This window comes from Paenibacillus athensensis (assembly GCF_004514475.2).
Lineage (GTDB): Bacteria > Bacillota > Bacilli > Paenibacillales > NBRC-103111 > Paenibacillus_AL > Paenibacillus_AL athensensis.
On record NZ_MYFO02000006.1, the window covers coordinates 202,399 to 223,860 of the forward strand.

Consider the following 21,462-nt stretch of genomic DNA (forward strand, 5'->3'; position numbering starts at 1 on the left):
CCGATGTCCGTTGATTTATTGATAGACCGCCATAACCTGCTTGAACACGTCGCGAGAGCGCTCGATTTGCTCCAGCGGCACGCTATAGCTCAGTCGGAAATAACCGGCGCGTCCAAACCCGCTGCCCGGCACCAGCAGCAGGCGGAAATCCTGCGCTGCTTGCAGGCAAAACGCCACATCATCGGCAATCGGCGCCTTCGGGAAGACGAAAAATCCGCCCTGCGGCACGATAAACGACAGCCCTGCATCGCGCAGCACATCGACCATCAAATCGCGTCGCTGCTTGTACTCCAACTGCGGCGTCACCAGCGAATCCATTCGCGCAATAACCCGCTGCATCGTTACTGGCGCGTTCACAAATCCTAACGTCCGGTTGCAAAAGACGAAAGCGCTCGTCAGCAGTTGGCTGTCCTCCACCGCAGGCTCGACAGCGATATAACCGATCCGCTCTCCCGCGATGCCCAAATCCTTGCTGAAGGAGCTGGCCAGAATCGTCCGTCCGTAAGCCTCAAACGGATTCGGTGGATTCGATTCATACACAAGCTGGCTGTACGGATCGTCGTACACCATATAGATCGTGCCGCCAAACTGCTTTTCCTTCTCCCCCAGCAGCGCCCCGAGCTGGTTCAACTGCTCCTGACTGAGCATCGTCCCTGTCGGATTGTGCGGGGTATTGACCAGCACCGCTTTCGTTTGTGCCGTAATCGCCTGCTCCAGCTCCGCAAAATCCAGCGAAAAGTCCTCCGCCAGCGGACAATGCACCGCAACCCCGCCATGATTGGCTACATAAAAATCATACTCGACAAAATAAGGCGTCAGCACGACAACTTCTTCGCCCGGCTCCAGAATGCTTTTGAGCACGACGTTCAGCGCGCCCCCCGCTCCCACCGTCATCACTACGGTAGCCGCTGTAAGCCGGGTTTGAAACCGCTGGTTAATAAAATCCGCAACCTTGGCACGCGTCTCCACCAAACCTTGATTGGGGATGTATTGATGCTTGCCCTTGGCCTCCTCTTGCATAACCTCCTGCAGCGCACGGGCGAACGCCTCCGGCGGCTCCACAATCGGATTGCCGAGCGAAAAATCAAACACGGCGTCTGCGCCGTACATGCCCTTCAAGCGGGCGCCTTCGTCAAACAGCTTGCGAATCCATGAACCTTTTTCCAGACTGCTCGCGATGTTGTGTGAAATCGTTCCCATAAAACCTCCACGGACTGTGTAAAATGAGCTGCTGCATCTGATCGATCAACGCTTCTCCCTGTGCCGATCCCTACTTCCGCAGACCTGCCGCCTGTACAGGCAGCCATCGATTCCATCATACTCCAAAACGCCCCCAACTGGCTATCATCAGCCGCTTGAATGCGGTTTCAGTTTTACAAATGCGCATACTTCCGCCATTATAATATACAGAAATTGGCAGGGCAATCATTTTTATTAACAGCGTAAAGGATCTGGGCTGGCGGGGCCATTTCGTGCTGGGAGCCCAACTACAATTCTTTGGAAAACACATAAGCCCGCTTGGCAAAACCGTAATGGTCGTACATCGCATGCTCAAGCTCGAAATTGAGACTTCGCCGTTTGAAATCGGTCGATCTCTCATCAAGAAAGGCTATCCCTATGACAATACAGTGGCAGAAGCGACCTTTACGATTACCAAGACCGAGTTTGTCAACCAATTGGTTCCAAAAGCATCGTATTCATAGTACATTGGGTACTCGACTTCTAAGTCCTGACAATATTAATAGTCGGGCTAACTACAACAAAAACAGGTCAATCATGGCGATATCTAACCATAATCAACCTGCTTAATGCAACGCAAGGTTATTTGTTGAATGATGGGTGTTCATTCAGTACTGGGTGGCCCTGTCCATAAAGGAAGCCTTGAGAGGCATGTAGCCAATCAAAGTTGTGGAGTTGTCAAGAAAAGTGCAGTTTGAAAACACACTCATGCAGAAATCCCGTTACTATGCTGCTTGTGCCAGCATTCTCTCGCGATAAATAGCAGGGGGCCAGCCCCCTGGATTCGTGGTGTAGATCCGCCGCCTGTTGTAGTAGACCATGATGTATCTGAAGATGATCGATTGGATATGCGCCATCGGATATTGCTCGGTTTTGATCTTATATAGCTTTTCTTTCTTTAGCGTAGCAAAGAAGCTTTCCATTCTTGCGTTGTCATAGCAGCGCCCTGTGCCGCTCATGCTTTGAATGGCGCCTCGTTTAGCCAGACACGCTCGAAATGCCTGACTCGTGAACTGGCTACCTCGGTCGCTGTGATAGATCATTCCGCGCGCATTTCTTGCCTTGCAGGCGTTCTCGAAAGCTTGGATGCACAGTTCTTTGCGCATATTGTCGTCCATAGCAAGGCCCACGATCTCTCCGTTGTAACAGTCCAGTACCGCGCACAGATAGAGCTTGCCGTCGGAACAAGGGACTTCGGTGATATCCGATAGCCACTTTTGATTGGGTGCGGAGGCGCTGAAGTCTCGGTGGATCAGGTTCTCGCTCTTTGGAGCCGTGGCATCCTCGCGTGTCAGACCTTTTGGATGACGTTTGCCTTTCCTGAGCAGTCCGTGCTGCTTCATGATTCGATAGACCGTGCTGTAGCTAGTCGTGATCTCGATTTGTGACAGCGCCAGCCGAATACGCCGGACACCGCAATTCCGGTTGTCTTCATGCTCATCGATGATGGCTTTGATGTGGACCAGAAGGCGTTGCTGCCGCTCTTGTTTGGGTGTAGGCTTCAAGCTACGGTAATAGCCGGATTCGCTGACCGCAAGTACTTCGCACATCTCCTTGACGGTCCATCGATCCCGTCGTTCACGGATGTACGTATAGAACTGGCATGCCTTTACCGCTTCCGGTCTTTTGCGAAAAAACCGAGGGCGTCCTTGAGAATGTCATTCGCGCGGCGCAGCTCGCCGATTTCTCTTTCCAATTCAATTTCACGTGCTGTCTTATCGGCAGCTGCATAAGCGCGTCCGCTCCCGATATGCGCTCCGTCGCCGTGCAGGGTTCTTCGCTTTCTCCATTCCTGCAAGGTATAGTAGGATACGCCTAATTGCTCGGCGGCTTTCTTGGGCCCCATCTCATCGCTCAATCTTACGGCTTCTTCTTTGAATGTTTTGTCGTAGCGTTTCATTCTCTCCCGTCCCCTCGTTAGTTTTCATTTTATTTCATACGAGGGTGTTTTTCGACTGCATTTTTATCGTAGCACTCCAGGGTATTAGGGGCTTCGCCCCTAACAAGCGAATTTGGTGGCCATCCAAATTCAGTGCTTGCTGCAACGTTACACGTTGCCCAACTACACCCGCAGGGAAAAAGAATGCGGTAAGGTTGAGCGACGATGCTTTCAATCGTTATCCGTCCTTGCTGTCGGTTGACCTGAAAGCTCCTCTTTATTAAGTGAAAATATAGCTGTAGACTTGGCAAGTGCAGGATTAGACTTGAGATGGAATTCAACGGGTAGAATAGAGAAATTAACAAAAAAATAGGTTTTAAGTATATACTATAGGTATTTATTGTTAGATGCCTTCTCTATCTAAGAATGGGGGAATAATGTGTATATTAGTCGAGTAAGAATCAAAAATTTTAGAAGCCTTCAAAATATTGATCTAAGGCTAAGAGAAATGAACGTTCTTATTGGTCCAAACAATAGTGGGAAGACTTCCTTTCTCGAGGCGTTGAATTTCGCAATAGGTTATAAGAGTAGCACACCTCAAGAAGATGATTTTTATGTCGAAAATGCTAGTAGCTTTGATCCAAAAACAGCCTTACCAATTGAAATTGTTTTAGATTTTTATGAGGGATACTTGTCCGAGGATAGATTTTCAGAAACAACTCTTCAGACCTTTGATGGTATAATTCAGTATGAACAAGATCTGGTTAAAGAAGATGAAGAGCCTATTAAATATATTCGATTAAAGTATCAGTACGGTTACAATAGTGAAAGTGGAAAATATGTTGAAACGAGAATATTTCTTGATTTCAATGATAATCCTATTATCGGGAGAAGTACGGGGGTCAAAAAAGAGCATATATCATTCTTTCCTTACTTCTACTTGGAGACGTTAAGAGATATAAAAAGAGAAATTAGTAACCGTGCCTCATACTGGGGGAAAATAAAACGTTCAGTAGATTATTCGAGCAAAGAAAAGAAGATTAATAGATTAATTACTATGCTCGACAAGCTTCTTCTTCAAAGTGAGCCCAAATTAAATGACTTGGTAGACAAATTAAAAGATATTCAAAAAAGTATTAAAATTAGCGAGGAATCTGATAGTATTTTCCTTCAAGTCTTTTCCAGACGCACCTGGGAACTTTTGGATGGCTTGAATTTATATCTGAAAACAGCCAATTCGAATATCTCACTACCGATTGAAAGGCATGGTATGGGAACACAGAACATTGCGACGTTGACCATATTTCATGCATATTTAGTACTATTGCTTCCTGAATTAGTTGAAAATTCGGAAACCACACCGATTATCGGTGTTGAGGAGCCAGAAGCGCATGTTTATCCGCATGCACAAAGAGCTATGTTTGACCAATTATCAACAATGAAAGGTCAAAAGATTATCAGCACTCATTCCCCCTTTGTTGTTGATCAAGCGGGTATCTATGATTACATACTCTTTAGTAATATAGGTGGAGTTTCACACGTCAGGAGAATACCAGAATTTAAAGACCACTTCAAATTTAAGTACGGGTTACCTGAAGTAGCATATGAAAAACAGGCTTTTTTTGGTACTGAAGACATGCATCTTTTAAAAAGATATGTCCAATTTAAGAACACAGAGCTGCTTTTTTCTTCAGTTTTTTTGATGTGCGAGGGAGATAGCGAGAAAATTTTCTTTGAAATGATAAGTCAATATTATCTTGGAAAATCACTTGGTAGATATGGAGTTTCAATTATATCTTGTGATGGACAGGCGTATTCTAACATACTAAAAATTGCGAGCACCAAAGCGTTAAATATACCTTGGATTATTTTTTCAGACGCTGAAGTCGATACAAAGGAAACGGTTCGAGAAGCAGTGTTCTCCAATGGCTTTACTGGTGACGATTTTGATAATAACGTAATATTTTTACCTGATGGACAAGACTTTGAAAAGTTTTATATTGATTGGCTTGGAGAAGAAGTATTGATTAGTATAATTACAAAGAAATATGGACACAAGGCTTTAGAAATATTCCAAAAAGCTGAAAGAGCTAAAGGTATTGAGTTGAATGGCAAAGAACTTATTAATGAATTTATTGATCGTAGGAAAAAGACAAACTTTGGTGAGTATGTTGCTGAGCATATCATAAACACGAGAATTGATTTGCATCCAGAATTGAAAAAGGTATTTGAAAGGGTTCAGGCCATTACCACATGAGAGGGTGAATGAAATTACATGAATAAAGACGATATATTTAGAGGACTAAATGAACAACAACGAGGTGCCGTTAGTCATAAAGAAGGTTCCCTATTGGTTATTGCAGGCCCTGGCTCTGGAAAAACAACAATTTTAACTAGAAGGATTACTCACTTATTATTAGAATCACCAAATGAAAAATACAAAATATTGGCGTTAACTTTTACAACAAAGGCAGCCAATGAAATGAAAGAACGAGTTGAGAACTTTGTTGGTGATCAAGTAAAAAGGCTTTTTATAGGTACGTTCCACAGCTTTTGTTCAGATGTTTTAAGGAAATATGGAAGCTATATTGGTATTAGTAATGAGTTTACGATTTATGAAAAGGATGCAGATTACATTCAATTACTAATTGAGGCTATAAGCGAGCAACTTCAACTAGATGATATATCTACAAATAGAATTCTTTCCAGCTATAACAATGACGAGTTCCTGCGAGGCAATGCGGCTAAATTATTTGCTGTAATATCTAAAATGAAGAATAGATTAATATCTCCAGAAAACATTCGTGATTTGAAGATCGAGAATAGAGAAGAACTGCAGGTTGTGTACCAACTATATGACAAAAAATTAAGGTCCAACAATGTAGTTGACTTCGCAGATTTACTTTTCCTTACCTATAAGTTATTCAAAGATAAACCATTTATAAGTAAACAATTTCGTTCAGTGTATAAATACTTACTAATTGATGAAGCACAGGATACGAATAAGGCCCAGTTTGAATTAATACAGGCTTTCTGTGGAACAGATTATAGAAATGTCTTTGTTGTTGCTGATGAAGATCAATTAATCTACGAATGGAATGATGCAAGGTTTGAGTACCTCATGCAGTTTGTAAAACAGCAGGAAGCGACCATTTTACAAATGTTTGAAAATTATCGTTGTCCAAAACAAATTTTGGACGCTGCAAATCGACTTATCAGAATCAATATTCATCGTTTTAATGATAAAAGGGATTTAAATGCCAATAAAGAGACTACGGGGAATGCAATCTCTTTGGAGGAGTATGATCTTCCCATAGATGAAGTAACCTCTGTGGTCGAAAGAATTAAAGAACTCAAGTCATATGATGAGACCTGCATCATCGGAAGGAACAAATTTATTTTAGATGCATTTGAGCAGAAATTAAAAGAAGAAAGAATTCCATATCAAATAGCGAAGACTGATGAACGCTTTGCTACTCAAGAAATTCAAACGATTGTGCATATTTTACAAGCGGTATTTAATGAAGAAGACAGGCTACACATAAAGAAATTGTGTAATTATTTTGGTATAAGTATCGATGATTTAGCATTAGTAACAACAAATGAAACATATTTCATGAGATTTATTAGGTACTTGGAGAAGTACCAGGGCGAGCTATCTAAGAAGTTGCTTCAATTAATTAATGACAAGAAAAACTTTGATTCATATTTAGAAAACCTATTTAAACTGATAGCTGGGAATGATTCAGTTCAAGATTATTCAAAGGATGTTACTGAAGATTTCAAACGGTTGAATGAGTTTTTAAGGCTTTATAAGAAGGAGAGGGATGATGAAGATTACGGTTTGGGTGATTTTTTAGCATATATAAATCTATCCCCTAAAAATATAGGTAGCACAAATGGTGTCTCATTATTAACAGGACATGCAGCCAAGGGACTAGAGTATGATTTTGTATTTCTAGTCACATTAAACCAAGGCGTATTTCCAGATTATCGTGCAGAAAAAGAACAGAGAAAACTCGAAGAAGAGCGAAGAAATTGTTTCGTAGCAATAACACGCGCTAAAAAAAGATTGTTCATTAGTTACACAAATAAAAAACAAACAAGGTTTAGTATTATTAATCATGCTCCATCTCAGTTTATAGAAGAAATGGGTTTAACTAAAGAATAGGACAGATTGAATATGTACGAAGAAATGACGGGTATCTTCTCAGGTCCCTTAAACTTCGTGATAATGCAGATTCGTTTTCTAAGTGTAGTGGTGCATGAATTTCGCCTTTGGGATGGTACGGGAACCATATCACAGTAAAGAATTACGCTAACACAATAGAGTAGCTCAACTTCGAAGGGGCTCTGGCGCACTCACCTCTTCGTTCTGATAATAGACCGGATTTCCGAAAAAGTCTGGTGTATAACATAGCTATCGAAGAGTTCTCAATATTGTTTTGTATCGACAAGATGAGCGCAGACGGGAAATGCAATTATGCAACTTGAAACATATCTTTCCAATACGCTTCATGAAACGTACAAACCTGATCAGCAATGCTGATCAATGGACTTGACTTTGTTTGTAGTGCTTACCCAAAAGCGACAATAAACATTTCATGAATCATTCCTTACTTTAAGAACGAACAGGATAATTTCTCCAAATATAAACAGGATTATAAAAGTCCACCTTTTTTTTATTTTCGAAGGTGGACATTCAAGCCGATTTATTGCTGATTCCCGTGTTTTCAAATCTACCTCGTAAAAAACAGAATACCGGATTGTTATTTACATACGTATATAAATTCAAGCTCAACGGATCAAAACCATCAACCTCGACCAAAACCTCGGCATTGCGCACCTCCACACTTTAAAATATATATTACAAAACTATACAGCATCTCCCGCCATTTGACTCTAGCGAACTTTGTCGAATCAAAAGTTTTTTTGTAAAACAAAAGAGCCCGCATATGCGAGCCCTTTCGTTCTTCCTGCGGCATTCACCGCAGTATCCTTATTCCAAGCCTGCGAGCAGCTCCTTGACCGAGCTATCGCTTTGCAAAGCACGAAGGAGCAGCGTGACCGCTTCCGCGCGCGTGGCGCTTTGCTGCGGAGCAAACGTCGTCGCCGTTACCCCCTCAACCAGCTTGGCCGCCAAAGCCTGCTGGATGGCATCCTTTGCCCAATAAGCGTTATCCACATCGGCAAAACCGCCTGCGGTACCCTCAGCCATCAATTCCATATTTAAGATTCGTGCAAAAATGGTCACCATCTCCGCCCGGGAAATCGTCGCGTCAGGACGGAAGCTGCCATCGTCGTAGCCGTTCAGAATGCCGACCGCCGCCAGCGCGCTGATGTAGCCGGAAGCCCAATGCGTCGCCGTATCCCCGAACGCAGCAGACGTCGTTGTCTTCTCCAGACCAAACGCATGATATACCATTGTGGCAAACTCAGCTCTCGTCACCGCTTCATCCGGATGGAACGAACCGTCCGGGTAGCCCTCGACGATGCTCAGCTTGACGGCTTTCGTCACATCGGGTTGTCCCCAGTGGCCAGACGTATCCGTAAACGACACGTTCACGTCTTGCGCCCGGGCAATGGCGTTTTTGACAACGCGCACCACATCTTCTCCGTTTACAGCCGACGACCGGAACGGATGCACTGCAGGCGCTTGCGGCTCCGAGCCGCTACCCGGGTTAACAGGCTCCGTCGTTACCGGATCTGTCGGCGCATCGGGTCCGCCGGGTGCTGTCGGCTCATTCGCCGAACCCGTCCCGCTGCCCGGCGTGCCTGGTGTCGCTCCGCCCGCGTCTTGGCCGGACGCCGCCCGCGTAACTGCTACGCTGTACGTTTTCACCGTACCGTCCTGTGCTGTCACGACTACCGTAATCTTCGTCGTACCGACATTCAACGCAATCAAGCCGCTTGGCTGTCCGCTCGTCACAGCGAGGCCGTTAACCGTAAGGGTCGCGTTCGGATCGGCCGCAGTAGCCGTTACCGCTGTGCGGCTCACCGTGTTCACGGCTTTGGCCTGATACGCCGTCGTTGCTGCAGCGAATGCCGGATTCAGCGTAACACCGGCAAGCGTAAGCCCGCTCAAGTCGGCGTTGCTGCTCAGTCCGCGATTTATGGTCACGGTGTACGTGTTTGTCGCGCCGTTCTCCGCGGTCAACACGACTGTAATCAGATTCGAGCCAAGGCTCAAATTGGAAGCCGTATATGCCTCCACATTCCCCGTCGCGTTATGGAGCGTCGCACCCGTCACCGCGAGCGTTTGAAGCGAGTCTCCCTTGGTGAACAGCAGGTCAAGACTTGTCACCGAATGGTCCACGTTGACTGTATAATCGAATACCGATGCCGAGAAGGCCGGCGCTATCGAGATTTGATCCGCGGACAGATCGGCAAGCAGGTTCATCGAAGATGCCCATTTCGCATACAGTTGCAGGCTATCGGAAACAACTGTGTCAAAATCAAAAGCATGCGTCAACCCGCTGTCGTCGTACCAGCCGGCAAACGTATATCCGGGCTTTGTCGGCGACACAGGCGGAGCAATCGTGCCTCCGGCTGCAACCGCTTGATTGTCCACAGCCGTGCCGCCGTTGCTTTCGAAGCGGATCAGCGCGTTCACCGTTACCTTCGCCGCGCTTGTCGCCACCGATTGCACATCGCTGCCGCTGCCGTTGGTCACAATCGCGTAATAGTACGTCGTGCCGACAACGTTCGTCGGAGCCGCATACGATGCTCCCGTTGCCCCGCTAATCGGCGTACCGCCGCTGTTGCCGGCCAGTTCCTTGCTGTACCACTGGTAGCTCAGCGCGCCGCCGTCGCTGGCTGTCGCCGCAACGACGAGCGTCGGGCTGCTGTCGCCCTGCTGGACCGTCCGGTCCGCTGGCTGCGTATCGATGCTTGGCATCGCCGCATTGCCGGTAATGGTAATCGTCAGGCTACCCGTCACACCGGAGCCGTCGCTGGCTGTTGCCACCACGGTCGCCGTTCCGTTTCCACTCGCGCTCAACAGCCCGCTCGGGCTGATCGTCGCCGCGCCACCACCGATCACAGACCAAACGACGGTTTTATTATCCGCGGCAATCGGCAGAACCTCTGCGGCCATTTGCAGGGTTCCGCCTCTTGTCGTAATGGCGGTTGCGCCGCTATCCCCTGTTACATTAATCGAAGCAACCGGATTCCAGTACGGAATGGCGGTGCCGTTCAAGGTAAAATTGGAAAATTCGCCAATCTTTTGCGGAATGGCCGTATTCAGCTTTCTGGTAAAAATGCCGACCTTCGTATTCGCCAGCGTGATGTTGAACGTATCTGTCACCTTCGTCCAGGTCGTGCCGTCCGTGCTGTAATAGCCGGAATAGACGGTGCCGACTCTGCCGATTTTCAAATAAATGTCGCCGGGAACGGTCGGGTCCGCATAGTTTTTATCCGTTTGCGTACCGTTCTTCACCTGCGAGAAACGGATTTGGTTTACCGCCGAACGTCCCAAAGAGATCAGATTGCCGTCATCCGTATAGACGATCAAGCCTGCCCATTCAAAGTTGGTGGACGCAGCGAATTTCAGTTTGGTCGTAATGGCGATGTCGCCCGTCGTGCCAGGGTCGCGGAGCAAAATGTTGCTTGGCTTCGAGCCGCCCCAGCTTCCCTCGATCGTCCTTAATTTCATGATGCTTCCGTCGGCAGCGTCGAGCGACCAATCGGCCTTGCTCTCTCTGATCCACGACCAGCCTGTGCCTAATATCGTCGATTGTCCGACAATGCTGATTGTACGGCTTCCTGTTACACCGGAGCCGTCGTTCGCCGTGGCGACCACCTTCACGTCGCCGTCCTTCTTCGCCGTCAGCAGGCCTGCAGCGCTGATCGCCGCTTTATCCGTTGCCGAGCCGTCGGTGTTCACAACCGACCAGGTGACCGACGGATCGTCGGCGTCAGTCGGCTTGACGTCTGCACTCATTTGCAGCGTCCCGGATTTGACGGCGATCACAGACGCTTGACCTGCGCCGGAGACGGTTATGGACCGCGTCTTCGTAATTTGTCCGCTGATCGTGATCGTCGCTTCGCCCTTCACGCCGCTGTAATCGCCGGCAACTGCAACCACTCGCACCTTGCCGTCCTTGACCGCCGTCAGCAGCCCGTCCGCGCTAATCGTCGCCTTGTCGGTAGGCAGGCCGTACAGATCGGTGACGGACCAGTTGACCGTCCGGTTGTCGGCATTGGCCGGCTGAACGTCGGCGATCATTTGCAGCGTGCCGCCCTTGACCGCGATAGCTGCAGCCCCGCCTGCGCCGCTGACCGCAATCGCTCCCACCGTCACGGCCGGACGCTGGACAACGGTCACGCTCGCTTGCGCCCGGATCGGACTGCCGTCCACTGTCCCGTCCACGCTAAAGCTGCCCGGCGCTGCATAAGCAGATCCGCTGATCGCGTCCCAGACCACATGCGCGAGCTTGCTCGTGCCGTCCGTAAAGGTCTGCGTCACACTATCGGGCAGCACGGGGGCCGTACCGGACAGCGTCGTGGCGCTAACGCCCTGGATGCTGGCGGTCGTTCTTGGCACGTAGTCGGTCATCGTCGTGCGCATCGTGCCTTTTTTGACAGCCGTGCCCGTGGCGTTGGCAATATGGGTGATTTCGCCGTAGCCGTTGAGGAATACCGTCGTAGCATGATGAATTTTGACGCCAGGCACGTCCGGTATTTCAATCGCATGATCCAGCTTCACCTCCGCATCGCGGAAGAAGGAGTACAAGCCAAGCCCGTAAGCTTCGTGCTGGGTCACCGTATCGGCCACTTTATACGAGGCGTATCCGTTCACCGTGCCGTTCGCACTCATCCAGCTTTCCTGATCGGGAACATCGTAAGGAATTTCCGTCTGATAAAAGTACATCTTGCCCCGTTCGCCGTTCCACACGGTCTGATACTCGTGGAAATGCTCGACGAACAAACCATAGAAGGTCACATCGTTCCCGTTGACCACTACGCCGTTCACCGTCAGGTTGGAGTTCCAGCCTGCCCCGGTTCCGTGGTCCGCGCGCCAAACCCAGAAATGGTCGCCGATCACGTTGTTGCTGTTGATCTCGACGCACACGTCCGCCAGCGCGAGCGCATCGCCGCCGACCCGGAAATACAAATCCTGCAACGAGGTCGGGTTCGCGGCATGGCTAGCCGAGCTGCCCTTCGCGCCAATCTGCAGCAGCACCGGCGAGTTGACCGCTCCGGCTTCGAACAGCAAACCGGCGATTTTCACCCCATCCACATCGGCCACCTGCAGCGCGGCATTGCCGTTATCGACGTGAAGCGTTGCAAGCCCCAGACCAAGCACGACCGTATCCGGGTTCGTCACTTGAATCGGCTGGCTGATATGGTACACGCCCGGCGTCAGCATCAGGTGCTTGCCTTGGCTCAGCGCGGCGTTGATCGTGCTGACGGGAGTCGATGGATAGGCTACGAAAAAATCCTCCAGCGACAGCAGCGTTCCTGCCGGCGCGCCCCCGGCCCAGCTTGCGCCGTTCGTATTCGTTTGCATGTCGGGTACAAACACCCGATATTGCTTGGCCGCCCCATCAAAGATCAGGAACGGCTTCTCCCGAATGACCGGCGTGCGGTCGATGACCGTATACGCATTGGTCGGATAGTTCTCTGCCGGCGGGTTCACACTGCCGAGCAGCGTCGTGTTCCACACCGAGCCGTTCCAACTGCCCCATTGGCTGTTGCGCGAAAACCACTGCTGCTGCGAGCCCGGCACGACCGTGCCGTCCACGATGGAATCGGCCAAATAACCGCCGCTGGCCCAGCCTCCCTGATCGTGCAGCGTCAAGCCTCCCTTGACGTGGATGCGCCGCATCGATGCCGCCTGCGATACCGCCCAGAGCATATTGCCGCTCGTCGGAACCTCGGCGAAATTCTCAATCGAACGCCAAAAATTTTGTGTGGCATTATGCGGCGGAAGCCAGTTCGCATCGACGGCCACGCCGCCGTTAAACGTCACGTCGTCGGGCAGCATCCCGAGACCCGCTACCTGTGTGTAAAAGCCAAGGCGAATGTTGGTCGAATACGTGCCCGGCTTGAACAGCATCGCATAACGCTGGCTGCCGAATTGGTTCGTCTCCTGTTGAGCGAACAGCTGGTCGCTGACCTGTTGAATATCCGCGGCAGGCGTCGATGGATCGAACACGTATACGTTCGGTCCAAAGTCGGGCTGCGTCAACGCCGAACCCTCCACAGCCGCGGATTCCGTTCCGCCGTTCAGCGCAGCCACCTTATAATAATACCGCGTATTGGCGCTCAGCCCGCTGTCCGTAAACCTGCTGGACGCGACCGCAGAGCCGTTGACCTTGACGTAAGGCCCGCCGCTCCCGGAGGCGCGGTAGACGTTGAAGCATTCAGCACCGGGCACATCCGCCCAAGCCAGATCCACCGAAACGGCTGTTGCATCTGCCGCGTAAACATCGGTTGAAACCGATGCTTGACCGCCTGAACCGGATGCGGACACGACCGGGCCCGGCTCAACAGCGAACAGGCCGATAATCAACATCCAGGCGAGGATACCGGATACACTTTTTTTCAGCATAATGTCCTCCTATGTCAGTAAAATGCGTGATGATAAACGCTTACAATTGAATAGTAGCAAGTTGTACCACGCTTGCTGAAGTTCGGGTTTTGACTATTTTCAAATTATTTTGACCCTTTGCGCCCGGAGAAAAAAAAAGACGAGCGGCAAGCCGCCCATCCCTGTTATTTATCCTGATAAAACTGCTGCATGATGTAAAAAGCCAGCTTCCTGCGGCTCTTGTCCTCCGACATAAGCCCCTTCGTGTTGTAGTAATTTTGCGTGACCGGATGCAGCCTGCGCGGACAACGGAAATCATACAAAATCCACGGGCTCGCGCCCTGCACATACGGAATGCGGCCCAGCACATCCACCTGCTTGCGGTAAATATCCGCCTGGCAATCCTCCGTCCCTTTCTCGTCCACCGTACCGCGATGGCCGGCCTTGGCGTCGGCGCCAAACTCTGTAATGATTACCGGCTTGTCGGGCTTGCTGTTGTCGAACAGCTGCACCAGATTGTCGAAATTCGTCTGATACCAGCCGTAATATTCGTTCGCTCCGATCACATCCAGATAGTCGGCCAGCCGATCCTTGATGATGTGATTCGTATGGTCGAGCATGCACGCCGCCGACACCAGCCGCGTCGGGTCCAGCTCCTTGGCTTTGCGGGCCAGCGAGCTCATGAAGTTCAGCCGCGCCGGCGTATCGGCATTTTCATTGCCGACCGACCAGACGATCACACTCGCCCGGTTGCTATCGCGCTGAATCAGCTCGGTCAGTTGATTTTCCGCGTCTGCATAGGTTTCGGGGTTATCGAACTCGATCGCCCAATACACGGGAATTTCCTCCCACAGCAAAAGCCCCATCTCGTCGGCGATTTGCGCCGCCCGCTCCGTATGCGGATAATGCGCCAGCCGCAAATAATTGCAGTTCATTTCCTTGGCGAGCGTAAAATTTTCAATAATCTCCTCGTCGCTCATCGCCTTGCCGTTGGCCACGCTTTCCTCATGCACGCTGATGCCCTTGAGGAACAAGGGTTGGCCGTTCAGCATCATCCGCTGTCCCTCCGTACGAATCTCGCGGAAGCCGATCCACTCGCTGATCACGTCCTGACCGTATTCCACCGTAACCTCATACAGCCGCGGATGGTCCGGGCTCCATAGCTCAGGCTTCGCCTCAATCGTCGCCAAGGCTTTGCCGTCGCGCAGCTCGATCGTGCGGTATAGCTCCAGACCCGGAATCGCCACAATCGCTTGACCGTCCCGCTGCGGGCCGTCCACCTCCAGCTCCACCGCCAGCTTCGAGAAGCTGCCGTCAGGCACAAGCCCGATCGTAAACTTCCGGATAAACGAGCTCGGCAGCCGAATCAGCTCGACATCTCGATATATCCCGCCGTAGTTGAACCAGTCCGTATTCTCGCACGGCACATTCGTCCGTTTGCGCGTATTGTTAGCCACGACAAGAATCCGGTTATTCTCCTGAAGCTGTTCCGTTACCTCGATATAAAACGGCGTCGAACCGCCCTTGTGACAACCTAAATACTGCTTGTTCAAAAACACCTTGGCGTCGTAATTGACCGCGCCGAATTTGAGAAATACGCGTTCCTCTCCATGATTGATGTAGAGAAACGTCCGGGTATACACAGCGCTGCCTTCATATAAAAAATAACGCTCCCGCTGCGTGTTCCAGCAGGAAGGAACCGGCATCTTCTCCCATTCGTCAAAGCTGAAATCCATCGGATGGTAGCGGCCCTCCGCATCCTGATACTTCTCTTCGAACCATTTGGCCCGCAGACAGGTATCATACTGGTCAATACCAAAGCTCCAGAAGCCGCTCAGGCTCTCCTTGCGCCGCCCCGCGTCGTAAATCATGCTGCGGTGCGTAATTCGCTTCGTCAGATATGGCGCTTCAAACGATTCGTTATGAATCGCGTCGTCGTAGTTATTAGCCTTGGTCATAAAAGCAGCTCCTTTGCAGACAAAAAGTGCAAGCTCTTTTATTTAACCGCTTCGCTGCCGCAAGCAAAAGCTTCGAATTTGACCAATCCGCAAATTATTTTTACATCAGCCGGCTCGGCGCCATGCCGTAATGCTGCTTGAACAGCTTGACGAAATAGCTTTTATTGTCATAGCCGAGCTGTTCGGCGACCTTTTCCACCGTTTTGCCGGGCTCGCCCAGCAGCTCGCGCGCTTTTTCCATTTTCATGCGGGTCACATATTCGATGAAATTTTCGCCCGTTTCCTTCTTGTACAGCCGGCTGAAATAGCTGGCGTTCAAATGCAGCAGCTCAGCCACCTCCTCCAGCGTAATTTTGCGGCTCAAATTGAGCTGCACATACTTCTGGGCATCGATGACCTCGGTTTTTTTGCTTTTTCGGGCAATCAGCTCGGCTTGCTTGACCGCCTCGTGCATGAACCCGAGCAACCAGTCGCGCAGTTCGCTGATATTCGACGTTTGCGTGATGTGCTGTTGGCCTTTTTCATGATCAAATTGCCTGCGGAACCGCAGCTTGAGCTGCAAATCGAGCGCCAGCTTCCAGACGAACTGCTTCACGTCCGACGGCGGATACTTCCGCTCGGCAAAGCTGTCCATCAAGGCGTCGACGACGGCTTCGGCTTCTCCGCCTTCGCCGAGCAGCAGCCGGTTGAAGCGTTCGGCAAATTCGGGATAAGGCGTAAACAAATCCTCCAGCTCCACCGGTGCCGCGGCGCCCGTAAAGCGGTGAATATCGGGAGCTTTGGCATAAAAAAACGTCTCCGACGCCTCCAGCAGCTCCGGCAGCTGCCGTTTGAGCCCCTCCGCGCTCGTCACGGCCAGCCCAACCAGCACGGACAGCTCCAGCTTGAGATATTTGGCGAAGGCTGTTTGCATTCGCTTGCAAACCTCGGCGAGCCGATCGTACGGATTCGACTTGAGATCCTTGCGGAAGGCATGCAGCAGCACAAACACCTGCGGCGAATAGCTGATGAACATCATGTCCGGCTCGCCGCTCAGCAGCTCCTCCGCTGCATTTTCAAGGACGAACTTCAGATTCTCTTCCTTCTCGTAGCGCTCAATCGCTGCTTGAAAGCGATGAATCCGGCACACGACCGGAATCAAATGACCCAAGCCCGCATTTAATCCGTAGACGCCCAACGATTCCAGCAGCGCGCTTTCCTCCAGCACGGGATTGGACAGCAGCTCGCGCAGCCATTTTTCCTTGAGCGCCGCTTTGCTTTTCAACGCCTCGACGCTCAGCCGCCGGACCTCCAGCTTGTGGCGGAAATCCGCGTCAACGCGCGATTTGGCCCGCTCGACAATGCCGATCATGCTGGTTTTGTCCAGTGTTTCCTTGAGCATGTAATCCTGCACGCCAAGCTGCACGGCCTGCTGGGCATATTGAAATTCATCGTGACACGACAAAATAACAAACCGGCTTTGCGCTCCGCGCTCCTGCAGCATGCGAATCAGCGTCAAGCCGTCCATGCCCGGCATGCCGATATCGGTAATGACCAGCTCGGGCCATTGGCCCTCGCAGGCTTTCAGCGCGTCAATCGCGTTTGTAAACGATCCGGTCAGCTCGAAGCCGAGCCGGCTCCACGGAATCAGCTTGCCGAGAAACTCCAGTACGGCCACATCGTCATCCACCAGTATGACCTTGTACATGCGCGCTCTCCTTCCCTCCGTTCAACGGAATCGTCAAAGTGATGGCCAATCCCTGACCGGGAGCGCTCTCCAGCTCCATCCCGTAGGGCTCCCCGTAAATAATTTTCAATCGCTCATTAACATTTTTAATGCCGATCCCGGAAATCGGACTGCCCTGACGCACCTCCAGCAGCTTGCTCGCAGTCATCCCGACGCCGTCGTCGGCAATCCGAATGACCAGCAGGTGGGCGCGACGCCAGGCCGAGATGGAAATTTCGCCGTTTTTCTGCTGCAAACCGTGAATATAGGCATTTTCAATCAACGGCTGGAGCGTAAAACGCGGAATGCACTCCAAGAGCGTGTCCGACGCCAGATTCGTCGTCAACCGGACGTGATCCTGATGACGGAAATTCATCAGCCGCATATACTGCTCGACCGTGTCCACTTCCTCGTGCAGCGGCACGAATTCGTTGTTGCGGTTAATCGTCATCCGCAGCAGTGTCGACAGCGAACCGATCGTCGCGGCGATTTCCTCCTCTTCCTTGAGAAGTGCATGCAGCCGGATCGAATTCAGCGTGTTGAACAAAAAATGCGGATTGATCTGCGCCTGCAGCAGCTCCAGCTCAGCCATTCGCTTGCGGTTCTGCTCCGTTTCGACTTGCCGGATCATCGCTTTGACCTGATCGAGCATGCGGTCGAAGGCCAGACCGAGATGACCGATTTCATCATCCCCCGATACGTGCGACCGGACATTAAGATCGCCCATTTCCACCTTAGAGGCCGTTCGAGACAGCCGCATGATCGGCTTGGTCAGCTGACGCAGCAAATAAAACAGCACCAGCGAAAAAAGCAGGAAAAACAGGATTTGCAAAATCGACACGTAGTTGAACAGGTTGCTGATGCGGGCCGTCACGCTGCGCGAAGGCGTCAGGCTGCGCAAGCTCCAGACGCCATAAGACAAGGTCCGCGTCGTGGAGATGTACTCCTGGCCTTGCCATTTGACGACATCCGAATCGGTCTCCTGCATCGTATCGCGCAGCTGCAGCCCGACTTGATCCTTATCCGTATGCGAGATGATCGTGCCGCCGGGATCGACCAGCATCAGCAGCGGATCGGCGGCGTATTGCGCGAATACCTGACGGAATTGCTCCTCCGGCTTGCTGAGAATAATCAGCGCGTTCGGACTGTTGGCATACAACTGGAACGTGCGCGCAATCGTCACCAGATTCGGGTTGCGGTCGGCGTCCAAGCGGATGTAATTGGGCTGCAGCCCGGTCCAGAACGTCGTATTGACCGGAGATTCCAGCAGCTGACGCACCCAGCCTTGTCCGTACAATGAACTCATATCGTTATTATAGGTGGAATAATTCGTAATCAGCAGGCCGTTCGGCAGCATGATCGTGATATACGTCTGACCGCCGAAAAAGCTCAGATGATCGAGCTTCTCCGCAATCTGCTTATAGGAGAAAAAATCGATGTCGTGCGGCTCGCTGCTGCTGTATTTATTGTAGGCGACCCGCAAGTAAGTAATCATTTCACTGTCGTACTGGATGCCGTTAAACGCATTGATCATATCCCTGATCAGATTGGACACGTATAAATCGGCCACGCCCATTGCCTGCTCCGCTTTGGCCGACGCTTTGCTGCGCAGCTCGTCCTTCGTATACACGCCGGTCAAAATCAGCGTGATCAAAGAAGGCAGCACCAGGCACAGCAGCGAGGTGACGATCAATTTTTGTCTCCAGCCCAATACGGGAATCTTCATAACTTCGTCTCCTCCGCCAGCTTGATGCACAATAGCAAAAAAGGGAAGCCTTGCGGGCATTCCCCTTTTTATTATAAACGAATATCACTTTTTATTGGCATCAATAATTTTCTGGAGATTCGTTTTGATGTTGGTCATCGTCGTTGCAATATCCGCTTCACCGAGCATATATTTCTCCGCTTCGGCGATATACGCTTTCTCCAGATCGGCAGCGTACGACGGCGACTCGGCGACGTTCGGCAGCTTGGTCGTTTGCAATGTGTTCACGAGCGAGGCTTTGTCGATTTTGTCCGGCGATTTGGTCGCGCCGACGATTTGGTCGACTTCCTTGGTCAGATCGGCTTTTTTCCAGGCCGACAGCTGCTTGGTCAGCACCATGCCCTCTGTGGACAGGAAGCGCATGAATTTGTAGGCTTCGTCCTTATGCTGGGACTTGGCGTACATCACGAGCGGATCGGCGCTGCCGAACGAGTAGTTCTCGTCGCCCTTGTTGTTCGTTGGCCAAGGGGCAAAGGCGCTGACGAACGTCGCCGGGATTTTGTCCGTGCCGCCGGCTTCGGCGACCATCCAAGGGCCGGTTGGCAGCATCGCGGCTTTTTGCTGGAAATATTGGTCGCGATACGGAATTTTTTGCGTAATAACATCCTTGTACGGCGTTGCCGATTTATCGGTTTTTTCCATCTCGTTGCGCAGCTCCAGCGATTTTTGCATCAGCGGGTTGTCGGCATTGAGCGTAGCGCCGTCGTCCTTCATAATGCCTTGATCCTTCGAACCGCTGTAAGCCGCCAGCAGGAAGTAATCCTTCCATTCATGGAAATGCGCGCCGTAAACCTTGGCTGCGCCTTCGCCATGCGTCAGCTTTTTGGCATAATCGCGGAAATCGTCCCACGTCCAGCTCGTCGGCACGGACAGACCGGCCGCATCGAGCATGCCCTTGTTCATCAGAATCATCCACGGACCGAATTTGCCCGGCAGCGAGTAACGCTTGCCTTGATATTTTTGCTGCTCGGCCTTGTATTCATCCTCGTATTTGACGCCTTCCTTGGCCAAATAATCGTCGAGCGGCTCCAGCATGCCATTGGCTGCGCGTTGTGTGAACGGCGAACCGCCATTCAGCGTGAACACGTCGAAGTCTTCGCCCGATACCGACATCAGATCGAGCTTCTTGATCGTTTCGTTCGAATTGTTTTCCACCAGCGCCTGATAGTCGACCTTGATGTCGGGATATTTTTGCTGGAAGGCGTCGATCGCCGGCTGATACACCGCCGGTTTCTCCCAGCCCAGGAATTTGATTGTGACCGGTTGTTTGTTTGCCTCAGGCGACGCGCTTGCGCTGCCTCCAGGACTTGCGGTCGATGATGCGGTGTCGTTGCCGCCGGAGCAGCCTGCCAGAAGTCCTGCCGTAATTACCGTCGATGCCATGATCGACAGCCATTTTCTTTTCATGTATACCCCTCCTTGATAGTTGAAAGCGGTTGCCCTACGTTGTTAAAAGTATCATGTCTGACGATGTGCGTTACAGGCTGATTTTTTACGCTTCTTGCAATTATTTTTACCTTTTGTCCAAAGACGCGCACGCCGTCAGCCCTTGACGCCGCCCATCGCGATTCCTTCAATGACGCGTTTTTGCCCGATCATAAAGATCACGATCAGCGGAATAATCGCCGACACGGTGCCGGCCATAATCAGCGAATAATACGCGCCGCTCTCCGACGCGAACTTCTGAATGCCGACCTGAATCGTCTCCAGCCGATCCGACCGCAAGAAAATCAGCGGGTTCTGGTAGTCGTTCCACGTCCAGATAAAGCGCAAAATCGCGTAGGTCGCAATGGCCGGCTGCACGAGCGGCAGCGCAATGCGGGTGAAGATGCGGAAATGTCCGGCTCCGTCCATACGCGCGGCGTCGATGTAATCCTTGTGCAGCCCGAGGAAAAACTGGCGCAGCATGAACGTGCCGAGCGCGCTGAACGAGCCGATCAGAATCAGTCCGGTATGACTGTCAAACAGGTGCAGCCAGCGGTAAATCATGAATTGCGGCACGATGATCGAAGACGCCGGTACCATGAACGTCATCAGTACAATGACGAAGAGCGCATTTTTGCCGCGAAATTCAATATGCGCAAAGCCGTAAGCCGCCATGCTGGAGGCGACGACGGAGACGAGCGTGGTCAGCACGGAAACCTTGATCGAGTTCCAGTAATAGATGGCAAAAGGATGCTCGCCGAACCACACGTCGTGGTAGTTGGCCGCGGCGTTCCAATGCTTGGGAATCCATTCGATCGGATATTTGAACACGTCGATTTCCGGCTTGAACGAGGCGGAAATCATCCAGACGAACGGCAGGATAAAGCCGACGCCGAGCAGTAGCATAAGCGCGGTGGCGATGATGCGCCACAGCTTGTTTTCTTTTTCCATAGTGTC

The 21,462-nt window shown here is 51.0% G+C and carries 10 protein-coding genes and 2 pseudogenes; 3 read left to right on the plus strand and 9 right to left on the minus strand.

The window, feature by feature from the left end; genetic code table 11:
* Positions 1 to 15: 15 nt before the first annotated feature.
* On the minus strand, positions 16 to 1,200 hold the full coding sequence (locus B5M42_RS13630) for a pyridoxal phosphate-dependent aminotransferase (RefSeq protein WP_134750856.1): 1,185 nt from the start codon (positions 1,198 to 1,200) through the stop codon (positions 16 to 18).
* A 377-nt stretch (positions 1,201 to 1,577) separates the two neighbouring features.
* Between B5M42_RS13630 and B5M42_RS13635 the strand changes: the two are divergent.
* Positions 1,578 to 1,809, plus strand: a pseudogene (locus B5M42_RS13635) (hypothetical protein); the annotation flags it as partial.
* A gap of 155 nt (positions 1,810 to 1,964) precedes the next feature.
* Here B5M42_RS13635 and B5M42_RS13640 read toward each other — a convergent pair.
* Together B5M42_RS13640 and B5M42_RS13645 are read right to left on the minus strand one after the other, a co-directional pair.
* Positions 1,965 to 2,834, minus strand: a pseudogene (locus tag B5M42_RS13640) (IS3 family transposase); the annotation flags it as partial.
* A 14-nt stretch (positions 2,835 to 2,848) separates the two neighbouring features.
* A complete protein-coding gene (locus B5M42_RS13645) occupies positions 2,849 to 3,139 on the minus strand; it encodes a transposase (RefSeq protein ID WP_230632897.1) in 291 nt (96 codons plus the stop codon).
* 418 nt (positions 3,140 to 3,557) lie between these two features.
* Between B5M42_RS13645 and B5M42_RS13650 the strand changes: the two genes are divergently transcribed.
* Positions 3,558 to 5,375: an ATP-dependent nuclease gene (locus tag B5M42_RS13650; RefSeq protein ID WP_134754590.1), complete on the plus strand. Its 1,818-nt coding sequence runs from the start codon at positions 3,558 to 3,560 to the stop codon at positions 5,373 to 5,375.
* A gap of 18 nt (positions 5,376 to 5,393) precedes the next feature.
* Positions 5,394 to 7,289, plus strand: a complete 1,896-nt coding sequence (locus B5M42_RS13655) for an ATP-dependent helicase (RefSeq protein ID WP_134754592.1) — start codon at positions 5,394 to 5,396, stop codon at positions 7,287 to 7,289.
* A gap of 828 nt (positions 7,290 to 8,117) precedes the next feature.
* Here the strand turns inward: B5M42_RS13655 and B5M42_RS13660 are convergent.
* From B5M42_RS13660 to B5M42_RS13685, 6 genes are all read right to left on the minus strand, one after another.
* The gene (locus tag B5M42_RS13660) at positions 8,118 to 13,673 is read right to left on the minus strand and encodes an S-layer homology domain-containing protein (RefSeq protein WP_134754594.1); all 5,556 of its coding nucleotides are present in this window, start codon (positions 13,671 to 13,673) and stop codon (positions 8,118 to 8,120) included.
* Positions 13,674 to 13,837: 164 nt separating this feature from the next.
* Entirely contained in the window at positions 13,838 to 15,610 is a 1,773-nt protein-coding gene (locus tag B5M42_RS13665) for a glycoside hydrolase family 2 protein (RefSeq protein ID WP_134754596.1), read from the minus strand.
* A gap of 100 nt (positions 15,611 to 15,710) precedes the next feature.
* Positions 15,711 to 17,297, minus strand: a complete 1,587-nt coding sequence (locus tag B5M42_RS13670) for a helix-turn-helix domain-containing protein (protein WP_134754598.1) — start codon at positions 17,295 to 17,297, stop codon at positions 15,711 to 15,713.
* Positions 17,272 to 19,041: a sensor histidine kinase gene (locus B5M42_RS13675; protein ID WP_167690060.1), complete on the minus strand. Its 1,770-nt coding sequence runs from the start codon at positions 19,039 to 19,041 to the stop codon at positions 17,272 to 17,274. Before B5M42_RS13675 ends, B5M42_RS13670 begins: the two co-directional genes overlap by 26 nt.
* Positions 19,042 to 19,125: 84 nt before the next feature.
* Positions 19,126 to 20,487, minus strand: a complete 1,362-nt coding sequence (locus B5M42_RS13680) for an ABC transporter substrate-binding protein (RefSeq protein ID WP_134754602.1) — start codon at positions 20,485 to 20,487, stop codon at positions 19,126 to 19,128.
* Between the two features lie 135 nt (positions 20,488 to 20,622).
* Positions 20,623 to 21,456: a carbohydrate ABC transporter permease gene (locus B5M42_RS13685; RefSeq protein WP_134754604.1), complete on the minus strand. Its 834-nt coding sequence runs from the start codon at positions 21,454 to 21,456 to the stop codon at positions 20,623 to 20,625.
* Positions 21,457 to 21,462: the final 6 nt, after the last annotated feature.

Coding starts and splice junctions, on each gene's coding strand:
- B5M42_RS13665 (WP_134754596.1), bottom strand. CDS start 15,610: ATGACCAAGGCTAATAACTACGACGACGCGATTCATAACGAATCGTTT.
- B5M42_RS13655 (WP_134754592.1), top strand. CDS start 5,394: ATGAATAAAGACGATATATTTAGAGGACTAAATGAACAACAACGAGGT.
- B5M42_RS13630 (WP_134750856.1), bottom strand. CDS start 1,200: ATGGGAACGATTTCACACAACATCGCGAGCAGTCTGGAAAAAGGTTCA.
- B5M42_RS13660 (WP_134754594.1), bottom strand. CDS start 13,673: ATGCTGAAAAAAAGTGTATCCGGTATCCTCGCCTGGATGTTGATTATC.
- B5M42_RS13675 (WP_167690060.1), bottom strand. CDS start 19,041: ATGAAGATTCCCGTATTGGGCTGGAGACAAAAATTGATCGTCACCTCG.
- B5M42_RS13685 (WP_134754604.1), bottom strand. CDS start 21,456: ATGGAAAAAGAAAACAAGCTGTGGCGCATCATCGCCACCGCGCTTATG.
- B5M42_RS13670 (WP_134754598.1), bottom strand. CDS start 17,297: ATGTACAAGGTCATACTGGTGGATGACGATGTGGCCGTACTGGAGTTT.
- B5M42_RS13645 (WP_230632897.1), bottom strand. CDS start 3,139: ATGAAACGCTACGACAAAACATTCAAAGAAGAAGCCGTAAGATTGAGC.
- B5M42_RS13680 (WP_134754602.1), bottom strand. CDS start 20,487: ATGAAAAGAAAATGGCTGTCGATCATGGCATCGACGGTAATTACGGCA.